Below are 24,016 nucleotides of genomic sequence, written 5' to 3' on the forward strand. Positions count from 1 at the left end.
GTTTGTCTGGCTCCTCAACCTGGGCTCGAACCAGGGACCTACGGATTAACAGTCCGGCGCTCTACCGACTGAGCTATTGAGGAATGTCGGTGTGCCAGCCGCGCTGGCATCTCATGTTTTTTTGGCTCCTCAACCTGGGCTCGAACCAGGGACCTACGGATTAACAGTCCGGCGCTCTACCGACTGAGCTATTGAGGAACAGAGACCGAGATTATATACACAAAAATAGGAGCACTTTCGCAACTCGCGACCGATCGCGGTCCGCTGATCGATGCAGAGCACGGGTGTCTGCGGTGCACCGCAGCGCTTGCTATCCTGCCGGGCATGACCGTTCGGAACATTCTCAAGATGGGCGATGCCCGGCTCCTGCAGCATGCGGCTGCAGTCGAGCATTTCGACACGCCGCAATTGCACGCACTGGTGCAGGATCTGCACGACACCATGGCCGCTGCGCAGGGGGCCGGTCTTGCGGCGCCTCAGATCGGGGTGCCTTTGCAGGTGGTGGTGTTCGGATCGCTCCAGCGCAATCCCCGCTACCCCGATCGGCCCCTGGTGCCACCGACGGTACTGGTCAATCCTGTGATCACTCCTCTGGGCGATGCCGAGGAGGAAGACTGGGAGGGTTGCCTGTCGGTGCCCGGTCTGCGTGGGCGGGTGCCGCGTTGGTCGCGCATCCGCTACACCGGCTTTGATGCGCAGGGGGCGGCCATCGACCGGACTGTGGAGGGCTTTCATGCTCGGGTGGTGCAACACGAGTGCGACCACCTCTGGGGCACGCTGTATCCAATGCGGGTGCGCGACTTCCGGCAGTTTGGTTTTACGGACGTGCTGTTTCCGGGTATTGCGGCGCACGAGGACGACTGATTGCCGCAGCCGCGCTTGACTGCCTTCAGGCCGACAGCTCGCGCAGGATCTCGGTCTCGATCTCGATCTGCCGGGCGTTGTTCTGCAACTCGGGCCCTTGCACGAGGAAGGTGTCCTCCACGCGCTCGCCCAGCGTGCTGATCTTGGCCAGCTGCACGCTCAGCCGGTGCTGTGCCAGGATGCGCGCCACCACATACAACAGGCCAGCGCGGTCGCTGGCTGAGATGGCCAGCAGCCAGCGCTGGGCCTTTTCGTCAGGCCGCAGCGTCACGCGCGGCGCGATCGGAAAGCTCTTGACCCGCCGCGACACCCGCCGACGGCCCGGCTCGGGCAGCGGTCCGCCGTCTTCGATCACGTGCACGAGATCGCTCTCGACCATGTGCGTGAGCTCGCGGTACGCGCCCGGCATCTCGGCCGTGACGACCTGGAAGGTGTCAAGCGCATGCCCGTTGTGTGCGGTGTGTACGCGGGCGTCCAGGATGCTGAAGCCCGCCCGGTCGAAGTAGCCGCAGATGCGCGCAAACAGGTCGGGTTGGTCGGGCGCGTACACCATGACTTGCAAGCCTTCGCCCGCGAGCGACTGGCGGGCGCGCACGATGGGCTTGGCAGAGCCCACATGGCGCGACAGGTGGCGCGTGTGCCAGGCAATGTCGGCCGCTTCGTGCCGCATGAAGTAGCTCACGTCCAGCGTGTCCCAGAGGGCTCGATGTGCCTCATGCGGCAGGGCGCTGAGCGCCAGCAGCACCAGGGCCTCGCGCTTGCGGGCCTCGATTTCGGCTGCGGCATCCGGCGCGCGGCCGCCCAGGGTGCGCAGTGTGGCGCGGTACAGGTCTTCCAGCAGCTTGCCTTTCCAGGCGTTCCACACCTTGGGACTGGTGCCGCGAATGTCGGCCACCGTCAGCAGGTACAGCGCCGTGAGGTTGCGCTCATTGCCCACGCGTCGCGCGAATGCGGCGATGACGTCGGGGTCGGACAAGTCTTCCTTCTGGGCGATGCGGCTCATCGACAGGTGCTCGTGCACCAGAAACTCGACCAGGCGTGCGTCTTCACGGTCCACTCCGTGCTGGCGGCAAAAGCGCCGCACTTCCAGCGCACCGATCTGCGAATGATCGCCACCGCGGCCCTTGCCGATGTCGTGAAACAGCGCAGCCAGGTACAGGATCCAGGGCTTGTCCCAGCCGCCCGCTAGCTGCGAGCAGAACGGGTATTCGTGGGCATGTTCGGCCATGAAGAAACGCCGCACGTTGCGCAGCACCATCAGGATGTGCTGGTCCACGGTGTAGACGTGGAACAGGTCGTGCTGCATCTGCCCCACGATGCGCCGGAACGGCCACAGATAGCGGCCCAGCACCGAAGTCTGGTTCATGAGCCGCATGGCATGGGTGATGCCCGCGGGCTGCTGCAGGATGCGCATGAAGGCTGCGCGGTTGACCGGGTCGCGCCGGAAACGACTGTCCATCAGGCCGCGGGCGTTGTAGAGCGCGCGCAGCGTGCGCGCCGACAGGTCTTTGAGGCCCACCGTGCGCTGGTAGCACAGAAAGGTTTCGAGGATGGCGTGCGGGTCGCGCTGGTACAGGTCGTCGCTGGCCACCTCGATCAGGCCCGCTTTTTCGAGAAACCGCTCGTCCAGCGGGCGCAACTCGTGCGTTTGGGGATTGAGCCGCTCCTCGATGTTGAGCAGCAGGATCTGGCTGAGCTGCGACACCGCCTTGGCGGCCCAGTAATAGCGGCGCATCAGCGTTTCGCTGGCCCGCATGGGCAGGCGCGAGCCGTCTGGGGCCTGCGATCGGTAGCCAAAGGATTCGGCCACGCTCGTTTGCAGGTCGAACACCAGCCGGTCTTCGTGCCGCCCGGCCGCAATGTGCAGGCGGGCGCGGATCAGGCACAGCAGGGCTTCGTTGCGCTCGATCTGGCGCACTTCGAAGGCCGTGGCCATGCCGCTCGCAGCCAGCTCCTTCCACGACGCGCCCAGTCCTGCGGCGCGCGCCACCCACAAAATCATCTGCAGGTCGCGCAGGCCGCCCGGAGACTCCTTGCAGTTGGGCTCCAGCGAATAGGGCGTGTTCTCGTACTTGTTGTGCCGCTGGCGCATCTCCAGCGTCTTGGCCACCAGAAACGCCTGCGGGTCCATGGCCGCGTCGTAGCGCTGGCGGAACTCGGCATAAACCGCGGCGTTGCCGCAGACCCGCCGCGCTTCGAGCAGCGAGGTCTGCACTGTCACGTCGCCCGCGGCCTCGGTCAGGCATTCGCTCACGGTGCGCACGCTGGAGCCGATCTCCAGCCCCGCGTCCCAGCAACTGCCGATGAAGGCCTCGAGTTGCGCCTTGAGCGTGTCGCAGCCGTCGGCGCAGCGCGCGTCGGGCAGCAGCAGCAGCACGTCGACGTCGGAAAACGGAAACAGCTGGTCGCGTCCATACCCGCCCACGGCCACCAGGGCCAGATCGGGCGGCAGGGCAGCGCGCTGCCACAACTGTTGCAGCAGCCCGTCGGTCAGGGTCGACAGCCTGCGCAGCAACACCCGGATGCCACGGGTGGAGGCGCCGGTGGCCTGCATGGCGGCCAGCAGGGCGGCCTTGTCGCTGCGGTACTGGGTGCGCAGAGAGGCGAGATCGTTCATGGAGCGCGTGGGTTCAGCAAAGATGGCAATGGGCAAGCAAGACCGATACCCGCGGCGCAGCGATCACGCCCCTCAGGTGGCGGTGGCGGTCACAAACGGCGGCAGCGGGGGCGATCCGGCCGACAGGGTCATGACCTCATACCCGGTTTCCGTGACCAGCACCGTGTGCTCCCACTGGGCCGAGAGGCTGTGGTCTTTGGTGACGATGGTCCAGCCGTCGTTGCCAAACTCTTTGACCTCGCGCTTGCCGGCGTTGATCATGGGCTCGATGGTGAAGACCATGCCCGGCACCAGCTCAATGCCCGTGCCCGGGCGGCCGTAGTGCAGCACTTGCGGGTCTTCGTGGAACTTGCGGCCGATGCCGTGGCCGCAGAACTCGCGCACCACCGAATAGCCGTGGCCTTCGGCAAATTTCTGGATGGCGTGCCCGATGTCGCCCAGGCGCGCGCCGGGGCGCACCTGCACGATACCGTGCCACATGGCGTCAAACGTCAGCGCGCACAGGCGGCGGGCGGCGATGGAGCCTTCGCCAATGATGTACATGCGGCTGTTGTCACCGTACCAGCCCTCGTCGGTGATCACCGTCACGTCCACGTTGACGATGTCGCCTTTTTTGAGCGGCTTGTCGTTGGGGATACCGTGGCACACCACATGGTTGACCGAGGTGCACAGCGAGGCCGGGTAGGGCGGATAGCCCGGGGGCTGGTAGCCCACGGTGGCCGACGTGGTGCCTTGCTGGGCCATGCATTCGGCGCCCAGGCGGTCGATTTCACGTGTCGTGATGCCAGGCTTGATGTGGGGTGCGATGTAGTCCAGCACCTCGGAGGCCAGGCGGCAGGCCACGCGCATGCCTTCGACGTCTTCGGCGGTCTTGATGGTGATGCTCATGGGGCGGGATTATCCCATCGGGGCTGCGCGGGCGTGGGGCGCGGCGGTGCTGCCCTGGCGCTGCCGCAGGCATGCGCCGCACCGGGCTGCGGCCGGTCGCACCCGGCCCACCGCCAGGCCGCTGTGCCAGCCCGGTAAAATGGCGGGCTGCACCAACCCCCGCTGCGTGCCCCAAGCGCAGGTCCCATTCAGCGACCTGACCATGCGGCCCGCAGCCACCCGATCCACTTTCGTCCCCTCCTGCCACAGGCCGCCACCGTGACCTTGCACATTACCCAGTTTGAAGGCAGCAACGCCCTCAGCGCCTTTCGTGTCCAGCAACTCCTGCCCCGCCTCCAGGCCATCCACGAGCGCATCGACGGCATTGCCGCGCGCCATGTGCACTTGGTGGCCAGCGCCCAGGCCCCCGACGCGGCGGCCCGCGAGCGGCTGGCGGCGCTGCTGACCTACGGCGACGCCTACCGTGGCCCGACCGAGGGCGGCGAGGTGGTGGTGGTCAGCCCGCGCCTGGGTACGCTGTCGCCCTGGGCCTCCAAGGCCACCGACATTGCGCGCAACTGCGGCCTGACGCTGCAGCGCGTGGAGCGCGTGACCGAATACCGGGTTACGCTGCGCGCCGGCCTGCTGGGCAAGGCCCCCACGCTGAGCGCCGAGCAGCGTGCCGCCGTGGCCGCGCTGCTGCACGACCGCATGACCGAGTCGGTGCTGCCCGACCGCGCGGCGGCCGCCGCGCTGTTCACCGAACTCCAGCCCGCGCCCATGGAGCGCGTGGACGTGCTGGGCGGCGGCCGCGCCGCGCTGGAGGCGGCCAACACGCGCTTTGGCCTGGCGCTGGCCGACGATGAGATCGACTACCTGGTGAACGCCTTCCAGGGCCTGGGCCGCAACCCCACCGACGTGGAGCTGATGATGTTCGCGCAGGCCAACAGCGAGCACTGCCGCCACAAGATCTTCAACGCCCAGTTCACCATCGACGGCGTGCCGCAGGACAAGAGCCTGTTCGGCATGATCCGCAACACGCACCAGCTTGCGCCCCAGCACACGGTGGTGGCCTATGCCGACAACGCCTCCATCATGGAGGGCTACACCGCCGAGCGTTTTGTGGCCAAAATGGCCGCTCGTGCTTCAGAATCAAGCACGAGCAGCTATCAAAAGCATAGCGCTTTGCAGCACGTGCTGATGAAGGTGGAAACGCACAACCACCCGACGGCGATCTCGCCGTTCCCGGGTGCGTCCACCGGTGCGGGCGGCGAGATCCGCGACGAAGGCGCCACCGGCCGCGGCTCCAAGCCCAAGGCCGGGCTCACGGGCTTCACGGTGTCGCGCCTGTGGGGCGGCCAGTTCGGCAAGCCCGAGCACATTGCCAGCCCGCTGCAGATCATGACCGAAGGCCCGCTGGGCGGCGCGGCCTTCAACAACGAGTTTGGCCGGCCCAACCTGGCCGGGTACTTCCGCGAATACGAACAGACCGTGGGCGGCGTCGCGCGCGGCTACCACAAGCCCATCATGATCGCGGGCGGCGTGGGCACCATCGACGCGGGCCAGACGCACAAGGTGCTGTTCCCGGCGGGCACGCTGCTCATCCAGCTTGGCGGGCCGGGCATGCGCATCGGCATGGGTGGCGGCGCGGCCAGCTCCATGGCCACGGGCACGAATGCCGCCGAGCTCGACTTTGACTCGGTGCAGCGCGGCAACCCCGAGATCGAGCGCCGCGCGCAAGAAGTCATCAACCACTGCTGGGCGCAGGGCGAGGGCAACCCCATCCTGGCCATCCACGACGTGGGCGCGGGCGGGCTGTCCAACGCCTTCCCCGAGCTGACCAACGACGCAGGGCGCGGCGCGCGCTTTGACCTGCGCAAGGTGCCGCTCGAAGAAAGCGGCCTCTCGCCCAAGGAGATCTGGAGCAACGAAAGCCAGGAGCGCTACGTGCTGGCGATTGCGCCCGAATCGCTGCCGCAGTTCCAGGCGTTCTGCGAGCGCGAGCGCTGCCCGTTCGCCGTGATCGGCACGGCCACCGAAGAGCGCCAGCTCGTGCTCGAAGACACCGCTGCGGCCGCGGGCGACCAGCGCCTGCCGGTGGACATGCCCATGGACGTGCTGCTGGGCAAGCCGCCCAAGATGCACCGCGACGTGAAAACCGTGGCGCGTGAGTTCGCCCCCATCGACCTGACCGGCGTGCCGCTGCAGCAGGCGGTGATCGACGTGCTGGCGCACCCCACGGTCGCGTCCAAGCGCTTCCTCATCACGATTGGCGACCGCACGGTGGGCGGCCTCACGCACCGCGACCAGATGGTGGGCCCCTGGCAGGTGCCGGTGGCCGACTGCGCCGTGACGCTGGGCGACTACCGTGGCTTTGCGGGCGAGGCCATGAGCATGGGCGAGCGCACGCCGCTGGCCGCACTCGACGCCCCGGCCTCGGGCCGCATGGCGGTGGCCGAAGCCATCACCAACCTGCTGGCCGCACCCATCGAGCTGCCGCGCGTGAAGCTGTCGGCCAACTGGATGGCCGCTTGCGGCGAACCCGGCGAAGACGCGGCGCTGTACGCCACCGTCCGGGCCGTGGGCATGGAGCTGTGCCCGCAGCTCGGTATCTCCATCCCCGTGGGCAAGGACAGCCTGTCGATGCGCACGCAATGGACGGACGCTGGCGGCACGCACAAGGTCACCTCGCCCGTGAGCCTGATCGTGAGCGCTTTTGCCACGCTGGCCGATGTGCGCGGCACGCTCACGCCGCAGCTCGATGCCGACGAAATCGACACCACGCTGGTGCTCATCGACCTGGGCCGTGGCCGCAACCGCATGGGCGGCAGCATCCTGGGACAGACGCTGGACCAGAGCGGCGACACCGTGCCCGACCTGGACGATGCGCAAGACCTGGTGCGCCTGGTCGACGCCGTGAACGCGCTGCGTGCGCAGGGCCGCATCCTGGCCTACCACGACCGCAGCGACGGCGGCCTGCTGGCCGCGGTGGCCGAAATGGCCTTTGCTGGCCATGTGGGCGTGGCGCTCAATGTGGACCTGCTGGTCACCGAAGGCGACGGCATCCACGACAGCCGTGCCGAATACGGCGACGCCAAGAACTGGGCCACCCAGGTGGGCGCACGCCGCGACGAACTGACGCTCAAGGCCCTGTTCAACGAAGAGCTGGGCGTGGTGCTGCAGGTGCGCACCGCCGAGCGCAACGACGTGATGCAGACCCTGCGCGCGCACGGCCTGTCGCAGTGCAGCCACTTCATCGGCAAGACGCGGCCGGCCGCGTCTGAGATCGACGCGGGCAAGGGCCAGCTGCAGATCTGGCGCGACGCCAAATGCATTTTCGACGCGCCCCTGGCCGATCTGCACCAGGTGTGGGACAGCGTGAGCTGGAAGATCTGCCAGCAGCGCGACAACCCCGCCACGGCCGATGCCGAACACGCCGCCGCCGGCCTGTCCGACGACCCGGGCCTGCACCTGCACCTCACGTTCGACCCCGCCGAGGACGTGGCCGCGCCCTTTGTGCAGACCGGCGGCGCGCGCCCGCGTGTCGCCATCCTGCGCGAGCAGGGCGTGAACTCGCACGTCGAAATGGCCTACGCCTTCACCGAGGCCGGTTTTGAAGCGCACGACGTGCACATGACCGACCTGCAGACGGGCCGCGCGCGGCTGGCCGACTTTCAGGGCATTGTGGCCTGTGGCGGCTTCAGCTATGGCGACACCCTGGGCGCGGGCATCGGCTGGGCGCGCAGCATCACCTTCAACCCGGTGCTGTCCGAGCAGTTCCAGCAGTTCTTCGCGCGCACCGACACCTTCGGCCTGGGCGTGTGCAACGGCTGCCAGATGTTTGCCGAACTCGCCGACATCATTCCTGGCGCACAAGACTGGCCGCGCTTCACCACCAACCAGAGCGAGCGTTTCGAGGCCCGCCTGTCGCTGGTGGAAGTGCTCGAATCGCCCAGCCTGTTCTTCCAGGGGATGGCGGGCAGCCGCCTGCCGATTGCGGTGGCCCACGGCGAGGGCTATGCCAACTTCGGCGTGCGCGGCAACGCCAGCCGCGTGCTGGCGGCCATGCGCTACGTGGACCACCACGGCCGCGCTACCGAGCAGTACCCGTTCAACCCCAACGGCAGCCCGCAGGGCCTGACCAGCGTGACCACGGCCGACGGTCGCTTCACCGCGCTGATGCCGCACCCCGAACGCGTGTTCCGCAACATCCAGATGAGCTGGACGCCCGGCGACCGCAGCGCGCTCAGCCCCTGGATGCGCATCTGGCGCAACGCGCGCAAGTGGGTGGGTTGACCGCGCCGCCTGATTTGCTATCAAAATAAGAGCGCCTCGTGCTTGCCAGACAAGCACGAGGCGCTTTTTTCATCATAATGCCGCTTTTCCCGGGAGGAACCCATGGCCACTGCCAGTCTGCTTGCACTCATCGACGACATCGCCACGCTGCTCGACGACATTGCCCTCATGACCAAGGTGGCCGCCAAGAAGAGCGCCGCCATGGCCGACGATGTGTCGGTGATGACCAAGGTGGCAGCGCAAAAGACGGCGGGGGTGCTGGGCGACGACCTCGCGCTCAACGCCCAGCAGGTCACGGGCGTGCAGGCCGACCGCGAACTGCCAGTGGTGTGGGCGGTGGCCAAGGGTTCGCTGATCAACAAGGCCATCCTCGTACCCGCGGCCTTGCTCATCAGCGCATTCGCGCCCTGGGCCATCACGCCCCTGCTCATGCTGGGCGGTGCGTTTTTGTGCTTTGAAGGGGCCGAAAAACTCGCGCACCGCTGGCTGCACAGCGCAGACGACGCCGCCGAGGCCGCCGCCGATGCACAGCGCCGGGCCGCAGCGGTGGCCGGTGCCGATGTGGACCTGGTGGCGATGGAGAAAGACAAGATCCGCGGCGCGGTGCGCACCGATTTCATCCTCTCGGCCGAGATCATCGCCATCACGCTGGGCACGGTGGCCCAGGCGGCGTTTGCCCAGCAGGTGGCGGTGCTGGCCGGTATTGCGCTGATCATGACGGTGGGTGTCTATGGGCTGGTGGCTGGCATCGTCAAGCTCGACGACCTGGGCCTGTGGCTGCATGGCCGCCCGGGTGGCGGTGCGCAGGCGCTGGGCCGCGGCATCCTCACCGCTGCGCCCTGGCTCATGCGGGCGCTGTCGGTGGCCGGCACGGCCGCCATGTTCCTGGTGGGCGGCGGCATTCTGGTGCATGGCCTGCCGGTGCTGCACCATGCGGTCGAGGCCTGGAGCGCCGCCGCAGGGCAGGGCGCGGGCGGGGGTCTGCTGCGTGCCGTGGTTGAGCAGTTACTCAACGCGGTCACGGGCCTCGTGGCCGGAGCGCTGGTGCTGCTGGGTGTGACGCTGGTGCAGCGCCTGCGCGGCAAGGGGCACTGAGCCCTCTTGTCATGGCGGCTCCTGCCGCCATCCGGCGCTCTGTGGCGGGTGGAGCGGGTGGACATGGTTGCCTGCGCAACAACCTGCGCAGTCTTTGACGTGCGGCAAGGCGCGGTGGCCTCGGGTGGGGCCCAATGCAGTCACGGGGGATGTCCCCGTGTATCACTGCAACGAGTCCCCTATGAACAAGCATCTGCTCGCCGTCGCCGCTTTGTGTGCCCTGACCTCTGGAGCCGCCCTGGCCCAGCAGGCCGAAGGCCCCTGGATGGTGCGCGCCCGCGCCGTGCACCTGGACAGCGCCAACAAGGACAGCACGGGCCTGGGCCTGTCGGTCAACAACAAGGCGATCCCTGAAGTCGATGTTTCGTACTTCTTCACGCCCAACATCGCGGCCGAGCTGATCCTCACCGTGCCGCAAAAGCACACGCTGAGCGCAGCCGGTGTGCCCATCGGCACCCTCAAGCACCTGCCGCCGTCGCTGCTGTTGCAGTACCACTTCAATGTGGGCGGCATCAAGCCTTACGTGGGCGCTGGCCTGAACTACACGCGCTTTTCCAGCGTGAACCTGCCCGCAGGCGTCACGATCGACAAGAACAGCTTTGGCCCCGCGCTGCAGGCCGGGGTGGACATCCCGCTTGCCAAGAACCTGTACCTCAACCTGGACGTGAAGAAGGTTTACATCAAGACCGACGTGTTTGCGGCAGGCGTCAAGGCTGGCACCTTCAAGGTGGACCCAGTGCTCGTGGGCGTGGGCCTCGGCTGGCGCTTTTGATGCGGTGCGGGGCGCATGCCCCGCAGCTCCAAGGAACCTCGGTTCCGGTGCGGCAGGCCAGGCTGCGCCGGAATGCTGGGCCGACGGTGGGGTGCGACAGCACCGCTCTGCAGCCCGGTGCTTGTGGGTGCTCCAAGGCCTGCCTGTGCAGGCCTTTTTTGCGTTTGCTTGTATGGCCAAGAGCGGCGAAACCCGCTGCAGCAAACGGCCTGGAATCCCAGGCCCATGCAGGGCCATGCGACCGCAGCCGGCAACCCGTGGCTGGCTGTGCCAGCATGCGCGCCAGTGCTGCCGAGGTACACCCCATGATCCGACAGGTTCCGCTCCGCCTTGCCACCCTTGCCGCTGCCGATGGGCAGCCGCTGCGCCGACTGGCCCGTGCCTGCGGGCTCCTGCCCTGGATGGCCGCTGCCGCAGTGTCGGCCCAGCCTGCGCACAGCAGCCCCAACCCCGCAGGCATCGACTGGCAGCCCATTGCAGGCTTTGCCATGGCGCGCACCGAGACGACCGTCGGGCAGTTCCAGCGCTTTGTGGCGGCCACCGGCCTGCAGACGCGGGCCGAGCGCGAGGGTGGCGGCCAGGTGTACGAGGCCGGGTGGGTGCGCAAGCCGGGCTGGACCTGGCGCACACCCTTCGGCCCCCAGTCGCCCGCAGCCGCCGCCGAGCCCGCTGTGCACATCACCTACGACGAAGCCCAGGCGTTTTGCCGCTGGGCCGGTGGCCGACTGCCCACCGATGCCGAGTGGACCGAGGCCGCCTACACCGAGCGCCGTCCGAATGCCCCGGCGCCCTGGCAGACCGGCCGCACCTATCCGTATCCGACTGGTGATTCGCCGCAGGGGGCGCAATGCCTGGACGACTGTGGTGCCGAGGCCGCACGCCGCGCCGTGCCCCACAGTGCACGCCTGTGGCGGGGTGCTGGTCATGCGCTGGCAGGGGCCACGCCCGCAGGGGTCAATGGCCTGCACGACATGGGCGCCAACGCCTGGGAATGGGTGGACGACCCCCCAGGCGCGGCCGGCAATGCCGAGCGCCTGACCCGCGGCGGCTCGTGGTGGTATGGCGCGGGGCCCATGCGTGCTGCGCACCGCCAGAGCAAGCCTGGCGACACGACCGTGGTGTACATCGGCTTCCGGTGCGCGCGCGACTGGCCTGCGCGTTGATCAGCCCGGTGCGGCCACGGGTGCCGTGGGGGGCATGAGCTCGATGTCCGCCCCGCGCAGGCGCTGCCACAGGCGCGGCAGCGCGCCGTCCAGCGGCGGGCGCATCCAGCGCTGCTCCACCGTCACCGACCCGCGCGCGAGTTCGTCGGCGGTGCCCAGCAGGAAGTGGAAGGTGTAGAACGGCTCCTGGCCCATGCGCAGGTCGGTCAGCGTGACCTGGCCGCCCTCCAGTCCCATGCGGTAGAAGCCGTGGCTGAAGGCGGCAATGCGTTGCACGGCGGGCAAGGCTGCGTGGGTGCTGATCAGCGCCGCACCCCGGTCGTAGGCCTTCCAGCGCATGGGCCGGCCACCGTCAAGCAGCGAATGGAATCCTTCCCAGTAGCGTCCGTCCTCGACGGCCACAGCACGCCACAGCACCGTGTTGAAGGGGGTCGGCGTGACCAGCACCCGCTCGGCCTGAATGCCCTGGGCGGCGAGCGACGCTTTCACGACCTGCCGCACATGCTGTTGGGCGGCCGCGCTCCAGCCCAGGTAAGCGGTACTGAGCGCAAGGCCCAGCAGACAGGCCTTGCGTACCGTGCCCACACGCTGACTGACGAGGGCCACGGCCAGGGCCAGCAGCAGGGGTAGCGTGTAGAGCGGATCGATGATGAAGATGCTGCCCAGGCCAAACGGGTGGTCAGAGAACGGCTGCGCCAGTTGCGTGCCGTACACCGTCATCCAGTCGAGCAGGGGATGGGTGAACAGCGTCAGCCAGGTCGCAAACCACCACCGCTGCCATGCGCTTGCGTGGGCCGACGAGACCTGCGTCTGCGGGGCAGTGGCATCTGATGTCTGTGGTCGGCCAAGCCAGCGCGCCCCCACCCATCCCAAGGGCAGCGAAAGCACGCTCAGGTAAATCAGGGAGTGGCTTTCGGCCCGGTGGCGCACCATGTCCAGAATGGGGTCGCCGTGGCGCACAAAGGTGTCCAGGTCGGGAAGGGTGCCCATCGCACCACCCCACAGCACGGCCTTCCAGGGCGCTGTGCGCCCTGCGAGCACGGCGGTGGTAAGGGCTGCGCCGAGGGCAAACTGGCTGACGGAATCCATGGTGGGGGTCGCGAGTGGGGGGTGCGGGCATTGTCGCGTTCGCCAGTGGTCCGTGCCGGGGCAGGGGCATGAAGGTCATCCGCGCTGCGGCGCTGCCACCCGCACCGGCGCGGCCCCTGCGGTTAGAGCGCGAGGGCTGCCCTCAGCGGGCGCGCCTGTGGGCAGGGGCTGCGGCCGGTTTTGCTGCCCGGCGGCGCCAGGCTTTTTCGGCCTCGACGGCCGCGTACACCACAGCGGCTGCGGCCATGCACAGGGCCAGTTCGCCCGCCGACAGGGCTTCCGTTTTGAAGATGGGCTGGAGTGCAGGGACGTAGATGGTGCACAGCTGCAGCGCCACCGTGCAGGCGACCGCACCAAGCAGCGGCCGGTTGGACCCCATACCCTGCCGCCACAGCGGCGTGCGTTCCGACCGCACGGCCAGCACATGCGCCATTTGCGCCAGGGTGAGGACGGTGAACACCATGGTCTGCCAGTGGGCCAGGCCGGTGTGCAGCGCCCAGGCCTGAACCGCCAGGCACAGACCCCCGATCAGCAGGCCGACGAACAGAATGTGCTGCCACATGCCCTGTGCGAACAGGCTTTCCTGCGGTGGGCGCGGAGGCCGATCCATCACCCCGGTTTCAGCGGGTTCGGCCGCCAGCGCCAGCCCGGGCAGCCCGTCTGTGACGAGATTGACCCAGAGAATGTGGATGGGTTGCAGCGGCATCGGCAGCCACAGCAAGGGGGCCAGAAAAATCGTCCAGATCTCGCCGGAGTTGCCGGTCATCGTGTAGCGCACGAACTTGCGGATGTTGTCGTAGATGCGCCGGCCTTCGCGCACGGCCGCGACGATGGTGGCGAAGTTGTCGTCCAGCAGCACCAGGCTGCTGGCTTCCCGGGCCACGTCGGTTCCGCCGCGGCCCATCGCCACGCCGATATCCGCGCGCTGCAGGGCCGGTGCGTCGTTGACGCCATCGCCCGTCATGGCGACAAAGTGGCCTCGCGCCTGCAGGGCTTGCACGATGCGGATCTTCTGGGCCGGGTCCACCCGGGCATAGACCTGGACGACGTCCACCTGCGCCTGCAACGCGCGGTCGTCCATGCCCGCCAGGTCGGCCCCCGTGAGCACGGGCGCATCGGCGGCCTGCACGATGCCCAGACGCTGGGCCATGGCGCGCGCGGTTGCGGGGTGGTCGCCGGTGATCATCACTGGCACGATGCCCGCCGTCTGGCACTCGCGCACGGCCTGGGCCGCCTCGGGCCGTGGCGGGTCGATCATGGCGAGCAGGCCCAGCAGTTCGAGGTGCCGCTCGGCTTCGTCGGCGGGCCAGCGGGCAGCCTCCAGCGGTACGGTGCGCCGTGCCACGGCCAGCACGCGCAAGCCCTGGGCTGCCAGGCCCTGCGCTTGCCGCAGCACGGCCTGACCATCGAGCGGCGCGGCCCCGCTGGGCTGCCACTGCACGGTACACAGCGGCAGCACGGATTCAGGCGCCCCTTTCACGTACAGCACCGCATCGTCCCCGTGCGCCGGTGTGCACGGCCCGTGCAAGGTGGCCATGCGCTTGCGCTCCGAGTCGAACGGCCACTCGTGGTGCCTGGGGGACAAGTGGCCGAGTTGGCGCGCAGCCAGCCCTGCCACTTCGGCCGCCACCATGAGGGCGGTCTCGGTCGGGTCGCCCACCCAGGCCTCGGGCAGCAGGGCCGCATCGGATGCGGGCCAGTCCGGAAGCGCCCGGGCGTCGTTGCACAGCGCCGCGGCGCGCAGGGTTTCGCCAAGCACTGCGGGCAACGGGGATGGCACCGCCGCGTCGGCGTGCCAGACGCCTTCTGGGGACAGCACACGTTCCACCCGCATGCGGTTTTGAGTCAGGGTGCCGGTCTTGTCCGAGCAGATCACCGTGACCGACCCCAGGGTTTCGACCGACGGCAGACGCCGGACCAGAGCATGCACCTCGACCATGCGCCGCGCCCCCAGCGCCAGCAGAACGGTGACTACGGCGGGCAGTGCTTCCGGAATGGCGGCCACTGCGAGGCTGATGGCCGTGAGGCCCATCTGCCACACGGCCTCGCCGCGCAGCACACCGACCCCAAACACCACGGCGCAGATGGCCAGCACCACCAGGGCCAGGCGCTTTCCGAAGGCCGCCAGGCGGCGTTGCAGCGGCGTGGGGGGCGCGTCTTCGTCCAGCAACTGCGCCATGCGGCCCAGTTCGGTCTGCATGCCTGTGGCCACCACCAGCCCGCGGGCACGCCCGTGCGTGGCGGTGGTGCCCTTGAACGCCATGTTGCGATGGTCTCCGAGGCTTTGAACCTCCTCGGCCTGCAGCACCGCGTCTTCCTTGCCCACCGTCACCGACTCGCCCGTCAGCGCCGATTCGTCCACCTTGAGCTGGGCGATCTCGAACAGCCGCAGGTCGGCCGGAATCTGATTGCCCGCCTCGATCAGGACCACATCGCCCGGCACCAGCGCGTGCGCCGGTACGGTTTGCGGCATGCCGTTGCGCAATGCCGTGGCCTGCGCGGCCGCCAGCCGCCGCAACGCGGCCAGGGCCTGGTCGGCGCGCCAGGCCTGTACGCAGCCAATGACCGCGTTCAGCAGCACGATCACCAGAATTACCGCGGCATCGGTCCATTCGCCTACCAGCCCGGCCACGGCGGCGGCCCCGAGCAGCACCAGCACCATGAAGTCGCGCAACTGTTCGGCCAGGCGCTGCAGCAGGCTGCGCGGCCTGGCGGCGGGCAATGCGTTCGGGCCGTGCCGTTCGCCACGCGCCAGGGCTTCTTCGGCGGTCAGCCCGCTTGCCAGATCCACGCCATGCTGGCGCGCCAGCGCATCGGTGGCCTGCAGGTGGGCCTGGTGGGGTGCCGTGGGCGCGGGTGTGGTCGGGCGTGGGGAGGAGGAGGGCATCAAGGCATGCGAAGAAAGGCCGTGCACGACAGACGCAGCGCGCAACAGCGGTCTGCGCATTGCACCCGCTCGCCGGGCATGGGGCAAGCGGCGAGCGCCTGGGGCTTGACCCACATCAAGTGCTGCCGTGTGTTGGGGCGGCCTTGGGCTGCAAAGCGCTGGCGTTGTGGCCGGGAGCATGCGGTGCAAGCCGGATGGCCGTGTGGGCGTGGCAACGGGCCCAGCGGCATGCAGCCCTGCGGGATGGGCGCGTCGGGTGGGGCGGCACGGTGTGCACCCTTGGCCTGCAGCGCACTGGCAGGCAAAGCCTGCACGGCTAATGTCGTGCTCTACGGCCCGGAGGGCGGGCCGCAGTGCCCAGCCGGGCTCAGTGCGTGGCCGGTGCGGGGCGCTTGCGGTAGAAGGTCAGCGGCACTTCGGCCGCTTCCTTTTTGGCCTGCTGCAGCACCGAGCGCCGCATCTTGCCCACGACGTGCATCTCGCAGGGCTTGCAGTCAAAGCGCAGCGTGAGCCGCTCGTTGTTGTGCACCAGCACCAGCGGCTCGGCGCGGATCGTGCCTTGCACGCCCGTCACGCCCTTGGCCTGTTTGGGGCACAGGCTCAGCGAATAGCGCACGCAGTGCTTGGTGATCATCAGGCTCACCTCGCCCAGCTCTTCGTGCGCCTCGTAGGCCGCGTCGATCACCCGCACGCCGTGGCGTGCATAGAAGTCGTGCGCCTTCTGATTGAACACGTTGCCCAGGTAGCTGAGCGTGTCTTCTGGGTAGGGTACAGGCGGCTCCACCGGCTGGGCGCGCGGCAGGCGCTGCAGGCCGTGGGCGCGGGCCTGCTCCAGCGCGGCCACGGCGTCACGTCGCAGGCCGTTCAGGGCCGAGGCCGGCACGAAGCGCGGGCCGCGCAGGCGCAGGTCCATGGCCTGCACGCTGAAAATGGTAGTGCCGAAGCGGCCGAGCTGCTCGCGCAGCGCGTCCTCGGCACGTGCGGGGTCGCTGGCGTCCTGCAAGGCGATGGCCAGCGTGGCTTCGCCCTGGTAGCCGTCTTCGTCGGTCAGCGTGAGTTGCAGGCCGGTGTCGGTTTCGGCCAGTGCCAGCCAGGTGCTGATGCGGCGGTCGCTGGACTTTTTCTCCAGCATGCGCACCCAGGCCATGTCGCGGTTGCGGTTGACTTCGGTGCCCTTGCGCAGGTCGCGCAGCGACTCGATCGGGTCTTTGGGGAACACACGCCACTGGCCCACACTGCGGGCCGACACCGGCTCGGCGCGGTTGATGGCCAGGCCCACGAGCTCCTTTTGCAGGTCGTAGTAGCACAGGCCGTCGCCGTTGTGCAGCACGGTGGCCGGGTCGGTGACTTCGATCTCGACATGGTCGGCGCCCACACGTGTGACCCAGCCAATCGCCTGGCCCGGGTTCTTGGGGCTGTCAAATGCGCCGATGTCTTCCTTGCGGCCTTGTACGAAGTAGTCGGTGAACTCTCGGTTGAAGTTCTGCAGCGGGTCGGGCGTGAAGCTGAAGGTGGTGCGGCCGCTCGACGCGCGGGCCAGCGGCTGGCCCATCGCCTCGCGCTCCTCCAGGATCTCATCGAGCAGGCGGCGGTAGTGGGCGGTGATGTTCTTCACATAGCCCATGTCCTTGTAGCGGCCCTCGATCTTGAAGCTGCGCACGCCCGCGTCGATGAGCACGCGCAGGTTGTCGCTCTGGTTGTTGTCCTTCATCGAAAGCACGTGCTTGTCGTGCGCAATGAAGCGGCCCTGGGCGTCCTGCACCTGGTAGGGCAGGCGGCAGGCCTGGCTGCAGTCGCCGCGGTTGGCGCTGCGGCCCGTCTGCGCATGGCTGATGTTGCACTGGCCGCTGTAGGCCACGCACAGCGCACCGTGGATGAAGAATTCAATCGTGGCGGCACGCGCGGGGTCGGTGCCTTCGCGCAGCGCGGCGTGCACCTGTGCGATCTGCTGCACCGTCAGCTCGCGTGCCAGCACGATCTGCGACAGGCCTGAGTCCTGCAGAAAGCGCGCCTTTTCGGGCGTACGGATGTCGGTCTGCGTGCTGGCGTGCAACTGGATGGGCGGCAGGTCGATTTCGAGCAGGCCCATGTCCTGGATGATCAGCGCGTCGGCCCCGGCCTCGTACACCTGCCAGGCCATGCGGCGTGCGTCTTCGAGTTCGTCGTCGCGCAGGATGGTGTTGAGCGTGATGAAGATGCGGCTGTGGAAGCGGTGCGCATGCCGCACCAGCCGTTCGATGTCGCGGATGTCGTTGCCCGCATTGGCCCGCGCGCCAAAGGCGGGCCCGCCGATGTAGACGGCGTCTGCCCCGTGGTTGACGGCTTCGATGCCGATGTCGGCATCGCGCGCGGGGGACAGGAGTTCGAGCTGGTGGGGCAGTAGGGACATGGGGCGCGATTATCCCAGCCACCCCCGCCGCAGGCCAGCGCGCATGGCTTTGCCCGCTGCATTAATGATTTTCATAGGCCATCATTTCGTAAGCATGCTTATTTTTCGGCCCCAATCTGGTGCATGCTCGGCCCCCGGAACCGAAGCGGTTCCCGCGGGCGGTCTGGTCGCCTGCGCCATGACCTCAATCTCCGGAGATTCCCCTGTGATGCTTTCCTCCCGCCTGCGCACCCTGCAACCCGTTGCCGCTGCCGCCCTGGCCCTGGTGGCCACGGCCGCCACGGCCCAGGACGTGCAAACCGTCAAGATCGCCCACGCTGGTCCCGTGTCGGGCGGCATCGCCCACATCGGCAAGGACACCGAGAACGGCGTGCGCCTGGCGCTTGACGACCTGAACGCGCAAAACCTCGTGATCGGCGGCAAGAAGATCAAATTCGAGATCGTGGCTGAAGACGATGCGGGCGATCCGCGCCAGGCCACCGCCGTGGCCCAGAAGCTGTGCGACCAGAAGGTGGCCGGCGTGGTGGGCCACCTGCAGTCGGGCACGTCGATCCCGGCGTCGGCCGTGTATGCCAAGTGCGATGTGCCACACATCACGGCAGCGGCCACCAACCCCGACCTGACCAAGCCCGGCCACAAGACGACCTACCGCCTGATCGCCAATGACAACGCGCTGGGCGCAGCGCTGGCGCTGTTTTCGGCCGACCACCTGAAGATCAAGACGGTGGCCGTGATCGACGACCGCACGGCCTATGGCCAGGGCGTGGCCTCGGTGTTCAAGGCCACGGCGCAGCAAAAGGGCATCAAGGTGGTGGCCGAGGAGTTCACCCACGACAAGGCCACCGACTTCATGGCCATCCTCACATCGATCCGCAACAAGAAGCCCGACGCGATCTTCTACGGCGGCCTGGACGCACAGGCCGGCCCGATGCTGCGCCAGATGGAGCAGCTGGGCCTGGGCAACGTCAAGTTCTTTGGCGGCGATGCGCTGTGCACCGAGAAGCTGCCCGAACTGTCGGGCAAGACGCCGGCGCTCAAGAACGTGACCTGCGCCACGGGTGGCGCGTCCATCGCCAAGATGCAGGGCGGCGCGGCCTGGAAGCAGCGCTACGACGCCAAATTCCCTGGCCAGTTCCAGATCTACAGCCCCTACGCCTACGACGCCGCCATGGTGCTGGTGGACGCGATGAAGCGCGCCAACTCGGTGGACCCGAAGGTGTACATCCCCTTCATCGGCAAGACCGACTACCGCGGCGTGACGGCGCACATTGCCTTCACGCCCAAGGGCGAGCTGACCACGCCGGCGGTCACGCTCTACACCTTCCAGGACGGCAGCCGCGTGGCGCTGAACTGATGCGTTGAACGGATGCGCTGAGCGCACCCACCGCACCGCGGCCGCCCAGTGCGGCCGCGGGCGTTTTGGGGCTACAGTGCCGCATCTGTGCCCCATTCGATTGGAGAAAAGCCACCATGCGCGCTGTGTTTGCTGTCCTGGGCCTGCTGGTCACGCTGGCCGTGGTGATGTTCCTGGCCAAGGCCCGTCAGCCAGTGCCCGAACTGCCGCGCCCGGCGGTGGGCGGGGTGCAGGCCCCAGCCCCGGTCAATCCCCAGGCGCCGCCCACCGAGCAGGTGCGCCAGCAGGTTGAGGCGCTGATGCAGCAGCCGCGCCCCGAGCCCAAGGAATCCCCCTGAAGGCAATGGGTCAAAATGCTTGCTTGTGCTTGTCCAGGCTGAATAGTTTGCTACTAAATGAATAGCATATTGCCGCAGGTCAGCGCCGAAGACGACGCCCGCTGGATGCGCGCGGCCCTGGCCGAAGCGCGTGCCGCCCAGGCCGCGGGCGAAGTGCCGGTGGGCGCGGTGGTGGTGCAGGGCGGGCAGGTGGTGGCCACGGGCCGCAATGCGCCCGTGGGCGCGCACGACCCCACGGCCCATGCCGAAATCGTGGCCCTGCGCGCCGCGGCCGAGCGGCTGGGCAATTACCGGCTTGACGGCTGCACGGTGTACGTCACGCTGGAGCCCTGCGCCATGTGCAGCGGTGCCATGCTGCATGCGCGCGTCGCCCGCGTGGTGTACGGCGCGCCCGATGCCAAAACCGGCGCGGCGGGCTCGGTGCTCAACCTCTTTGCCAATGCCCAGCTCAACCACCACACCCAGGTGCAGGGCGGCGTGCTGGCCGACGACTGCGGGCAGGCGCTGAGCCAGTTCTTTCAGGCGCGGCGCAAGGCGCAGCGGGCCGAGGCTCTGGCCCGCCACCCGCTGCGCGACGACGCGCTGCGCACGCCCGACGCCCGCTTTGCCCACCTGCCGGGCTACCCCTGGGCCCCGCATTACCTGAGCGACCTGCCCAGCCTGGCGGGCCTGCGCCTGCACTACCTGGACGAAGGCCCGCGCGATGCGCAGCGCACCTGGTTGTGCCTGCACGGCAACCCGGCCTGGAGCTACCTGTGGCGGCGCATGCTGCCGGTGTGGCTCGCCGCGGGCGACCGCGTGGTGGCGCCCGACCTGATTGGCTTCGGCAAAAGCGACAAGCCCAAGAAGGACGCTTTCCACCGCTTTGGCTGGCACCGCCAGGTGTTGCTCGAACTGATTGAGCGGCTGGATCTGCAGCGCGTGGTGCTGGCCGTACAGGACTGGGGCGGCATCCTGGGCCTGACGCTGCCGCCGGAGGCCCCGGCGCGCTACCAGGGCCTGCTCGTGATGAACACCCTGCTGGCCACGGGCGAGCAGCCGCTGTCGCCGGGCTTTCGGGCCTGGCGGCAGATGTGTGCCGACAAACCGCTGTACGGCGTGGGCCGGCTGTTGGCGCGGGGCAACCCCCACCTGTCGCCGGCCGAATGCGCGGCCTATGACGCGCCCTTTCCCGACGCTGGTACCCGCGCCGCGCTGCGGGCGTTTCCGCGCTTGGTGCCCGAGGGGCCCGACGCCGAAGGCGCCGCCTTTGCGCGGGCGGCTGCGCCTTTCTGGGCGCAGCAATGGCAGGGCCGCACGCTCATGGCCGTGGGCGCGCAAGACCCGGTGCTGGGCCTGCCGGTGATGCAGGCGCTGGCCCGGCAGATCCGCGGCTGCCCCGAACCCTGGGTGCTGCCTGCAGCGGGTCACTTCGTACAGGAGCATGGCGAGGTTATTGCCCGCCGGGCTGTGGAATACTTTGCCGCCTGACTTCCTGTCGCATGACGCCCCGGCCGTGTGCCTCACGCTCGGGTGTACTGTTGTTTGAATTCCCCTGGAGCGGGCCTTGTGGCCCGAATGCCTTGCCGCACGACCACGACCTGGCGCACAGCGCCCACGACCCCGGCCCCCAGCACATCTACATCTACTCGCCGGCCAGCGCGATCCGCGACAAGGCGGCGTTTCGCCGCGGCATCGCACGCCTCAAGGCCATGGGCCACGAGGTTGAGGTGGACCCGGACGCCCAGGCCGTGCACACCCGCTTTGCAGGCGACGACGCCACGCGGCTGGCGGCCATCCACCGCGCCGCGGCCAGCGGGGCCGATGTGGCGCTGATCACCCGCGGTGCCTACGGCTACACGCGCATCCTGCCGGGCATCCGCTACAAGGCCGTGGCCCGTGCCATCGAAGGCGGCATGCGTTTTGTGGGCATGAGCGACTTCACAGCGTTCCAGTGCGCTGTGCTCGCGCAGACGGGTGCCACCACCTGGGCCGGCCCGTCGCTGATCGGCGACCTGGGCGTGGAGGGCGAGCCCGACGACATCATGCTGGCCTGCTTGGATGACCTGCTGACCGGCCACGGCGAGGGCGCGGGCTGGACGCTGGGCCGCGAGAAGCCACGCGCCGACGGATCGCCCGCCGTGCCGGAGTTGTACGTGAAGAAGGCGCAGCTCTGGGGGGGGAACCTGGCGGTGCTGACCAGCCTGCTGGGCACGCCGTACTTCCCTGAAGTGAAGGGCGGGGTGCTGTTCGTGGAGGACGTGAGCGAGCATCCGTACCGCATCGAGCGCATGCTCACGCAACTGCTGCTGGCCGGGGTGCTGGCGCGGCAGAAAGCCATCGTGCTCGGCCAGTTCACTGGCTACAAACTCGCGCCGCACGACAAGGGCTTCAAGCTCGCCACGGTGGTTGACTGGCTGCGCACGCAGACCAAGGTGCCAGTGCTGACCAACCTGCCGTTCGGCCATGTGCCGACCAAGGTGGTACTGCCCGTGGGCGCACAGGTGTCGCTGTCGGTCGAGGGGCGCGATGCGCTGATCTATTGGGGCCACGCGCACTGAGCGCTCCGGAGGCTCGCTGACGTGGGCCTTCCGGTGTGGGCCCTGCGGTCAGCGCCGCCGTGGCACGCGGCAGGGCTGGGGGCTGCCCGACAGCAGTGTCTGGAACAGCGTGGGCAAGCAGGCGAGCTTTTCGTCGGCCTCGTACTCGCTGGCATGCTGGACCAGCAGTGCCCGCAGGTCGGTGCGCAGGTACCACAGCGCCTCTGCCCCTGTGGCGTAACGCAGTCGAAGGCCCATGCGGGCCACATCACAGCCCTCCAGGCCCTGCAGGGTGTGCAGCATGGCCTGGCGTGCCACTTCCAGTGCGTTGTCTCGCACCCAGGCCGTGGACGCGGGCGCATCCCGACCGCTCTGGGAGAGCGGTGTGGCACGCAGATCAGGCTTGTGGCAACGCATGGAGCAAATTCGTAAGAGTGCACACGGTACGTCCATGCCTTGTGCGGCGCAAGTGCGCTGCTCCTGTTTTTGCACAAAGACAACAGGTCTGCCATGTCGATAGATTTTTTTGCAGGCCCTTGTGCGCCCAGGCAGCCCCGTGCCATCAAGGATTGCAGACCGCCGGCCACGTGTGTGGCCCTGCCTGTCCCCATCAGACCGCTGCCGAGCAGCCGACCCATCGAATAAACTGGCTCGCATGATGTACCTGATGGCACAGGAAGCGCGCGGATGACGACCACCGTGGCCTTTGCGGATCTGTCCGGCAGCACCGCGCTGTTCGAATCCTTGGGCAATGTGCAGGCCACCGAGGTCATCACCCGCCTTACGCAGTGGATCGGCGAGGTCGCCCTGGAGGAAGGGGGCCGGGTGGTCAAAAAGCTCGGCGACGGCGTGCTCATGCGTTTCGAGCGTGCCGATGTCGCCGTCCACGCCGCCGCGCAGCTGCTGCGTCGCCATGCCGAGCACCTGGCCCAATGGCCGGGGCCAGCGGCCCTGCAACTGCGCGTAGGCCTGGCCAGTGGCGAGGTGCTGGAAGTTGAGGGCGACTGCTACGGCGAGGCGGTGAACGTGGCCGCCCGGCTCTGCGAGCGCGCAGGCCCGTCCGAGATCTGGGCCACCGAGGGCACGCTGGTGCGGGCGCAGCAGGTGCCGCGGGTGCGCTTTCATCGGCTGGGCACGCTGGACATCCGTGGCAAGGTCGAGCGCCTGGTGCTCTACCGTGTAGATTGGGGCGACCCTGAGGCCAGCGAGGCGGCAGAGGCCGTCACCCAACAAGCCCAACTGGTGAGCCAGTTTGCCACCATGGAATCGCTGGCCGGCCGCGTCGAGCTGACCTGGCCCGAAGGGGCGCGCACCTTCACGGGCCTCGACACACCGGTGCTGATTGGCCGTTCGGCAGAACAGCATGTCTGGATCAACGACCCCCATGTCTCGCGCCAGCATGCGCGCATCGACTGGCGCGGTACCGCCTTCACCCTGACCGACACCAGCTCGTTCGGGACGTGGCTGTGGTTCGACGGCAGCGACGCACCGCTGGTGCTGCGTCGCGATGCCTGTTTGCTGCATGGGCGAGGCCGTATTTCGCTGGGTGTTCCATTTGAAGGACGCACCGACCCGGTCATCCGCTTTGCGGTAACGGGCGCTTCCATGCGCATCAGCTGAGGCCGCCTTTGGGAGGCCTTCCGCGGCCGCGCACACTGCGCGGCAGCCCGGCTCTGCTGCGCTTATGCTCGCAGCCCTGGACGTGAATCTGGGCAGGCGCTACTGCCCGTTTTCATCACACCATGTTGGGGCGCAGCATCATCGAG

Annotated in this window: 16 protein-coding genes and 2 tRNA genes; 10 read left to right on the forward strand and 8 right to left on the reverse strand. The window is 68.4% G+C overall.

The window, feature by feature from the left end:
• Positions 1 to 7 precede the first annotated feature (7 nt).
• Both ABD866_RS04450 and ABD866_RS04455 read right to left on the reverse strand, forming a co-directional pair.
• Positions 8 to 83: transfer RNA gene (locus tag ABD866_RS04450), tRNA-Asn, on the reverse strand.
• Between the two features lie 39 nt (positions 84 to 122).
• Positions 123 to 198 (reverse strand) — tRNA-Asn (locus tag ABD866_RS04455).
• A gap of 126 nt (positions 199 to 324) precedes the next feature.
• On the opposite strand from ABD866_RS04455, the gene def reads away from it, so the two are divergent.
• On the forward strand, positions 325 to 864 hold the full coding sequence (gene def, locus ABD866_RS04460; RefSeq protein ID WP_345061548.1) for a peptide deformylase: 540 nt from the start codon (positions 325 to 327) through the stop codon (positions 862 to 864).
• Between the two features lie 25 nt (positions 865 to 889).
• On the opposite strand, the gene ABD866_RS04465 is transcribed toward def, so the two are convergent.
• The gene (locus tag ABD866_RS04465; protein ID WP_345061550.1) at positions 890 to 3,481 is read right to left on the reverse strand and encodes a [protein-PII] uridylyltransferase; all 2,592 of its coding nucleotides are present in this window, start codon (positions 3,479 to 3,481) and stop codon (positions 890 to 892) included.
• Between the two features lie 72 nt (positions 3,482 to 3,553).
• Complete coding sequence (map, locus tag ABD866_RS04470) at positions 3,554 to 4,369, reverse strand: type I methionyl aminopeptidase (protein ID WP_345061552.1); 816 nt, start codon at positions 4,367 to 4,369, stop codon at positions 3,554 to 3,556.
• A gap of 258 nt (positions 4,370 to 4,627) precedes the next feature.
• On the opposite strand from map, the gene purL reads away from it, so the two are divergent.
• From purL to ABD866_RS04490, 4 genes are all read left to right on the forward strand, one after another.
• The gene (purL, locus tag ABD866_RS04475) at positions 4,628 to 8,644 is read left to right on the forward strand and encodes a phosphoribosylformylglycinamidine synthase (RefSeq protein ID WP_345061556.1); all 4,017 of its coding nucleotides are present in this window, start codon (positions 4,628 to 4,630) and stop codon (positions 8,642 to 8,644) included.
• Positions 8,645 to 8,746: 102 nt separating this feature from the next.
• Positions 8,747 to 9,739, forward strand: coding sequence for a DUF808 domain-containing protein (locus tag ABD866_RS04480; RefSeq protein ID WP_345061558.1), 993 nt, complete (start codon positions 8,747 to 8,749; stop codon positions 9,737 to 9,739).
• Between the two features lie 181 nt (positions 9,740 to 9,920).
• Complete coding sequence (locus ABD866_RS04485; RefSeq protein ID WP_345061560.1) at positions 9,921 to 10,511, forward strand: OmpW/AlkL family protein; 591 nt, start codon at positions 9,921 to 9,923, stop codon at positions 10,509 to 10,511.
• 305 nt (positions 10,512 to 10,816) lie between these two features.
• Entirely contained in the window at positions 10,817 to 11,674 is an 858-nt protein-coding gene (locus ABD866_RS04490) for a formylglycine-generating enzyme family protein (RefSeq protein WP_345061563.1), read from the forward strand.
• On the opposite strand, the gene ABD866_RS04495 is transcribed toward ABD866_RS04490, so the two are convergent.
• From ABD866_RS04495 to ABD866_RS04505, 3 genes are all read right to left on the reverse strand, one after another.
• Positions 11,675 to 12,763, reverse strand: coding sequence for a metal-dependent hydrolase (locus ABD866_RS04495; RefSeq protein WP_345061565.1), 1,089 nt, complete (start codon positions 12,761 to 12,763; stop codon positions 11,675 to 11,677).
• Between the two features lie 142 nt (positions 12,764 to 12,905).
• The gene (locus ABD866_RS04500) at positions 12,906 to 15,650 is read right to left on the reverse strand and encodes a cation-translocating P-type ATPase (RefSeq protein ID WP_345061567.1); all 2,745 of its coding nucleotides are present in this window, start codon (positions 15,648 to 15,650) and stop codon (positions 12,906 to 12,908) included.
• Positions 15,651 to 16,017: 367 nt separating this feature from the next.
• Entirely contained in the window at positions 16,018 to 18,039 is a 2,022-nt protein-coding gene (locus ABD866_RS04505; protein ID WP_345061569.1) for a peptidase U32 family protein, read from the reverse strand.
• 208 nt (positions 18,040 to 18,247) lie between these two features.
• Between ABD866_RS04505 and ABD866_RS04510 the strand changes: the two genes are divergently transcribed.
• From ABD866_RS04510 to ABD866_RS04525, 4 genes are all read left to right on the forward strand, one after another.
• Positions 18,248 to 19,393 carry a branched-chain amino acid ABC transporter substrate-binding protein gene (locus ABD866_RS04510; protein ID WP_345062484.1) on the forward strand — a complete coding sequence of 382 codons (1,146 nt, stop codon included), beginning with the start codon at positions 18,248 to 18,250 and terminating at the stop codon, positions 19,391 to 19,393.
• A 116-nt stretch (positions 19,394 to 19,509) separates the two neighbouring features.
• A complete protein-coding gene (locus ABD866_RS04515) occupies positions 19,510 to 19,731 on the forward strand; it encodes a hypothetical protein (RefSeq protein WP_345061571.1) in 222 nt (73 codons plus the stop codon).
• Positions 19,732 to 19,788: 57 nt separating this feature from the next.
• Positions 19,789 to 21,201 (forward strand): tRNA adenosine(34) deaminase TadA, encoded by a 1,413-nt coding sequence (tadA, locus tag ABD866_RS04520; RefSeq protein ID WP_345061573.1) that lies wholly within the window; start codon positions 19,789 to 19,791, stop codon positions 21,199 to 21,201.
• 92 nt (positions 21,202 to 21,293) lie between these two features.
• Positions 21,294 to 22,271, forward strand: a complete 978-nt coding sequence (locus ABD866_RS04525; protein ID WP_345061575.1) for an LD-carboxypeptidase — start codon at positions 21,294 to 21,296, stop codon at positions 22,269 to 22,271.
• A 48-nt stretch (positions 22,272 to 22,319) separates the two neighbouring features.
• On the opposite strand, the gene ABD866_RS04530 is transcribed toward ABD866_RS04525, so the two are convergent.
• On the reverse strand, positions 22,320 to 22,667 hold the full coding sequence (locus tag ABD866_RS04530) for a hypothetical protein (protein WP_345061577.1): 348 nt from the start codon (positions 22,665 to 22,667) through the stop codon (positions 22,320 to 22,322).
• Positions 22,668 to 22,937: 270 nt separating this feature from the next.
• Here ABD866_RS04530 and ABD866_RS04535 point away from each other — a divergent pair, with 270 nt between their 5' ends.
• A complete protein-coding gene (locus tag ABD866_RS04535; RefSeq protein ID WP_345061580.1) occupies positions 22,938 to 23,870 on the forward strand; it encodes an FHA domain-containing protein in 933 nt (310 codons plus the stop codon).
• Positions 23,871 to 24,016: the final 146 nt, after the last annotated feature.

The organism is Acidovorax lacteus (assembly GCF_039540375.1).
In the GTDB taxonomy this organism is placed as follows: domain Bacteria; phylum Pseudomonadota; class Gammaproteobacteria; order Burkholderiales; family Burkholderiaceae_C; genus Acidovorax_G; species Acidovorax_G lacteus.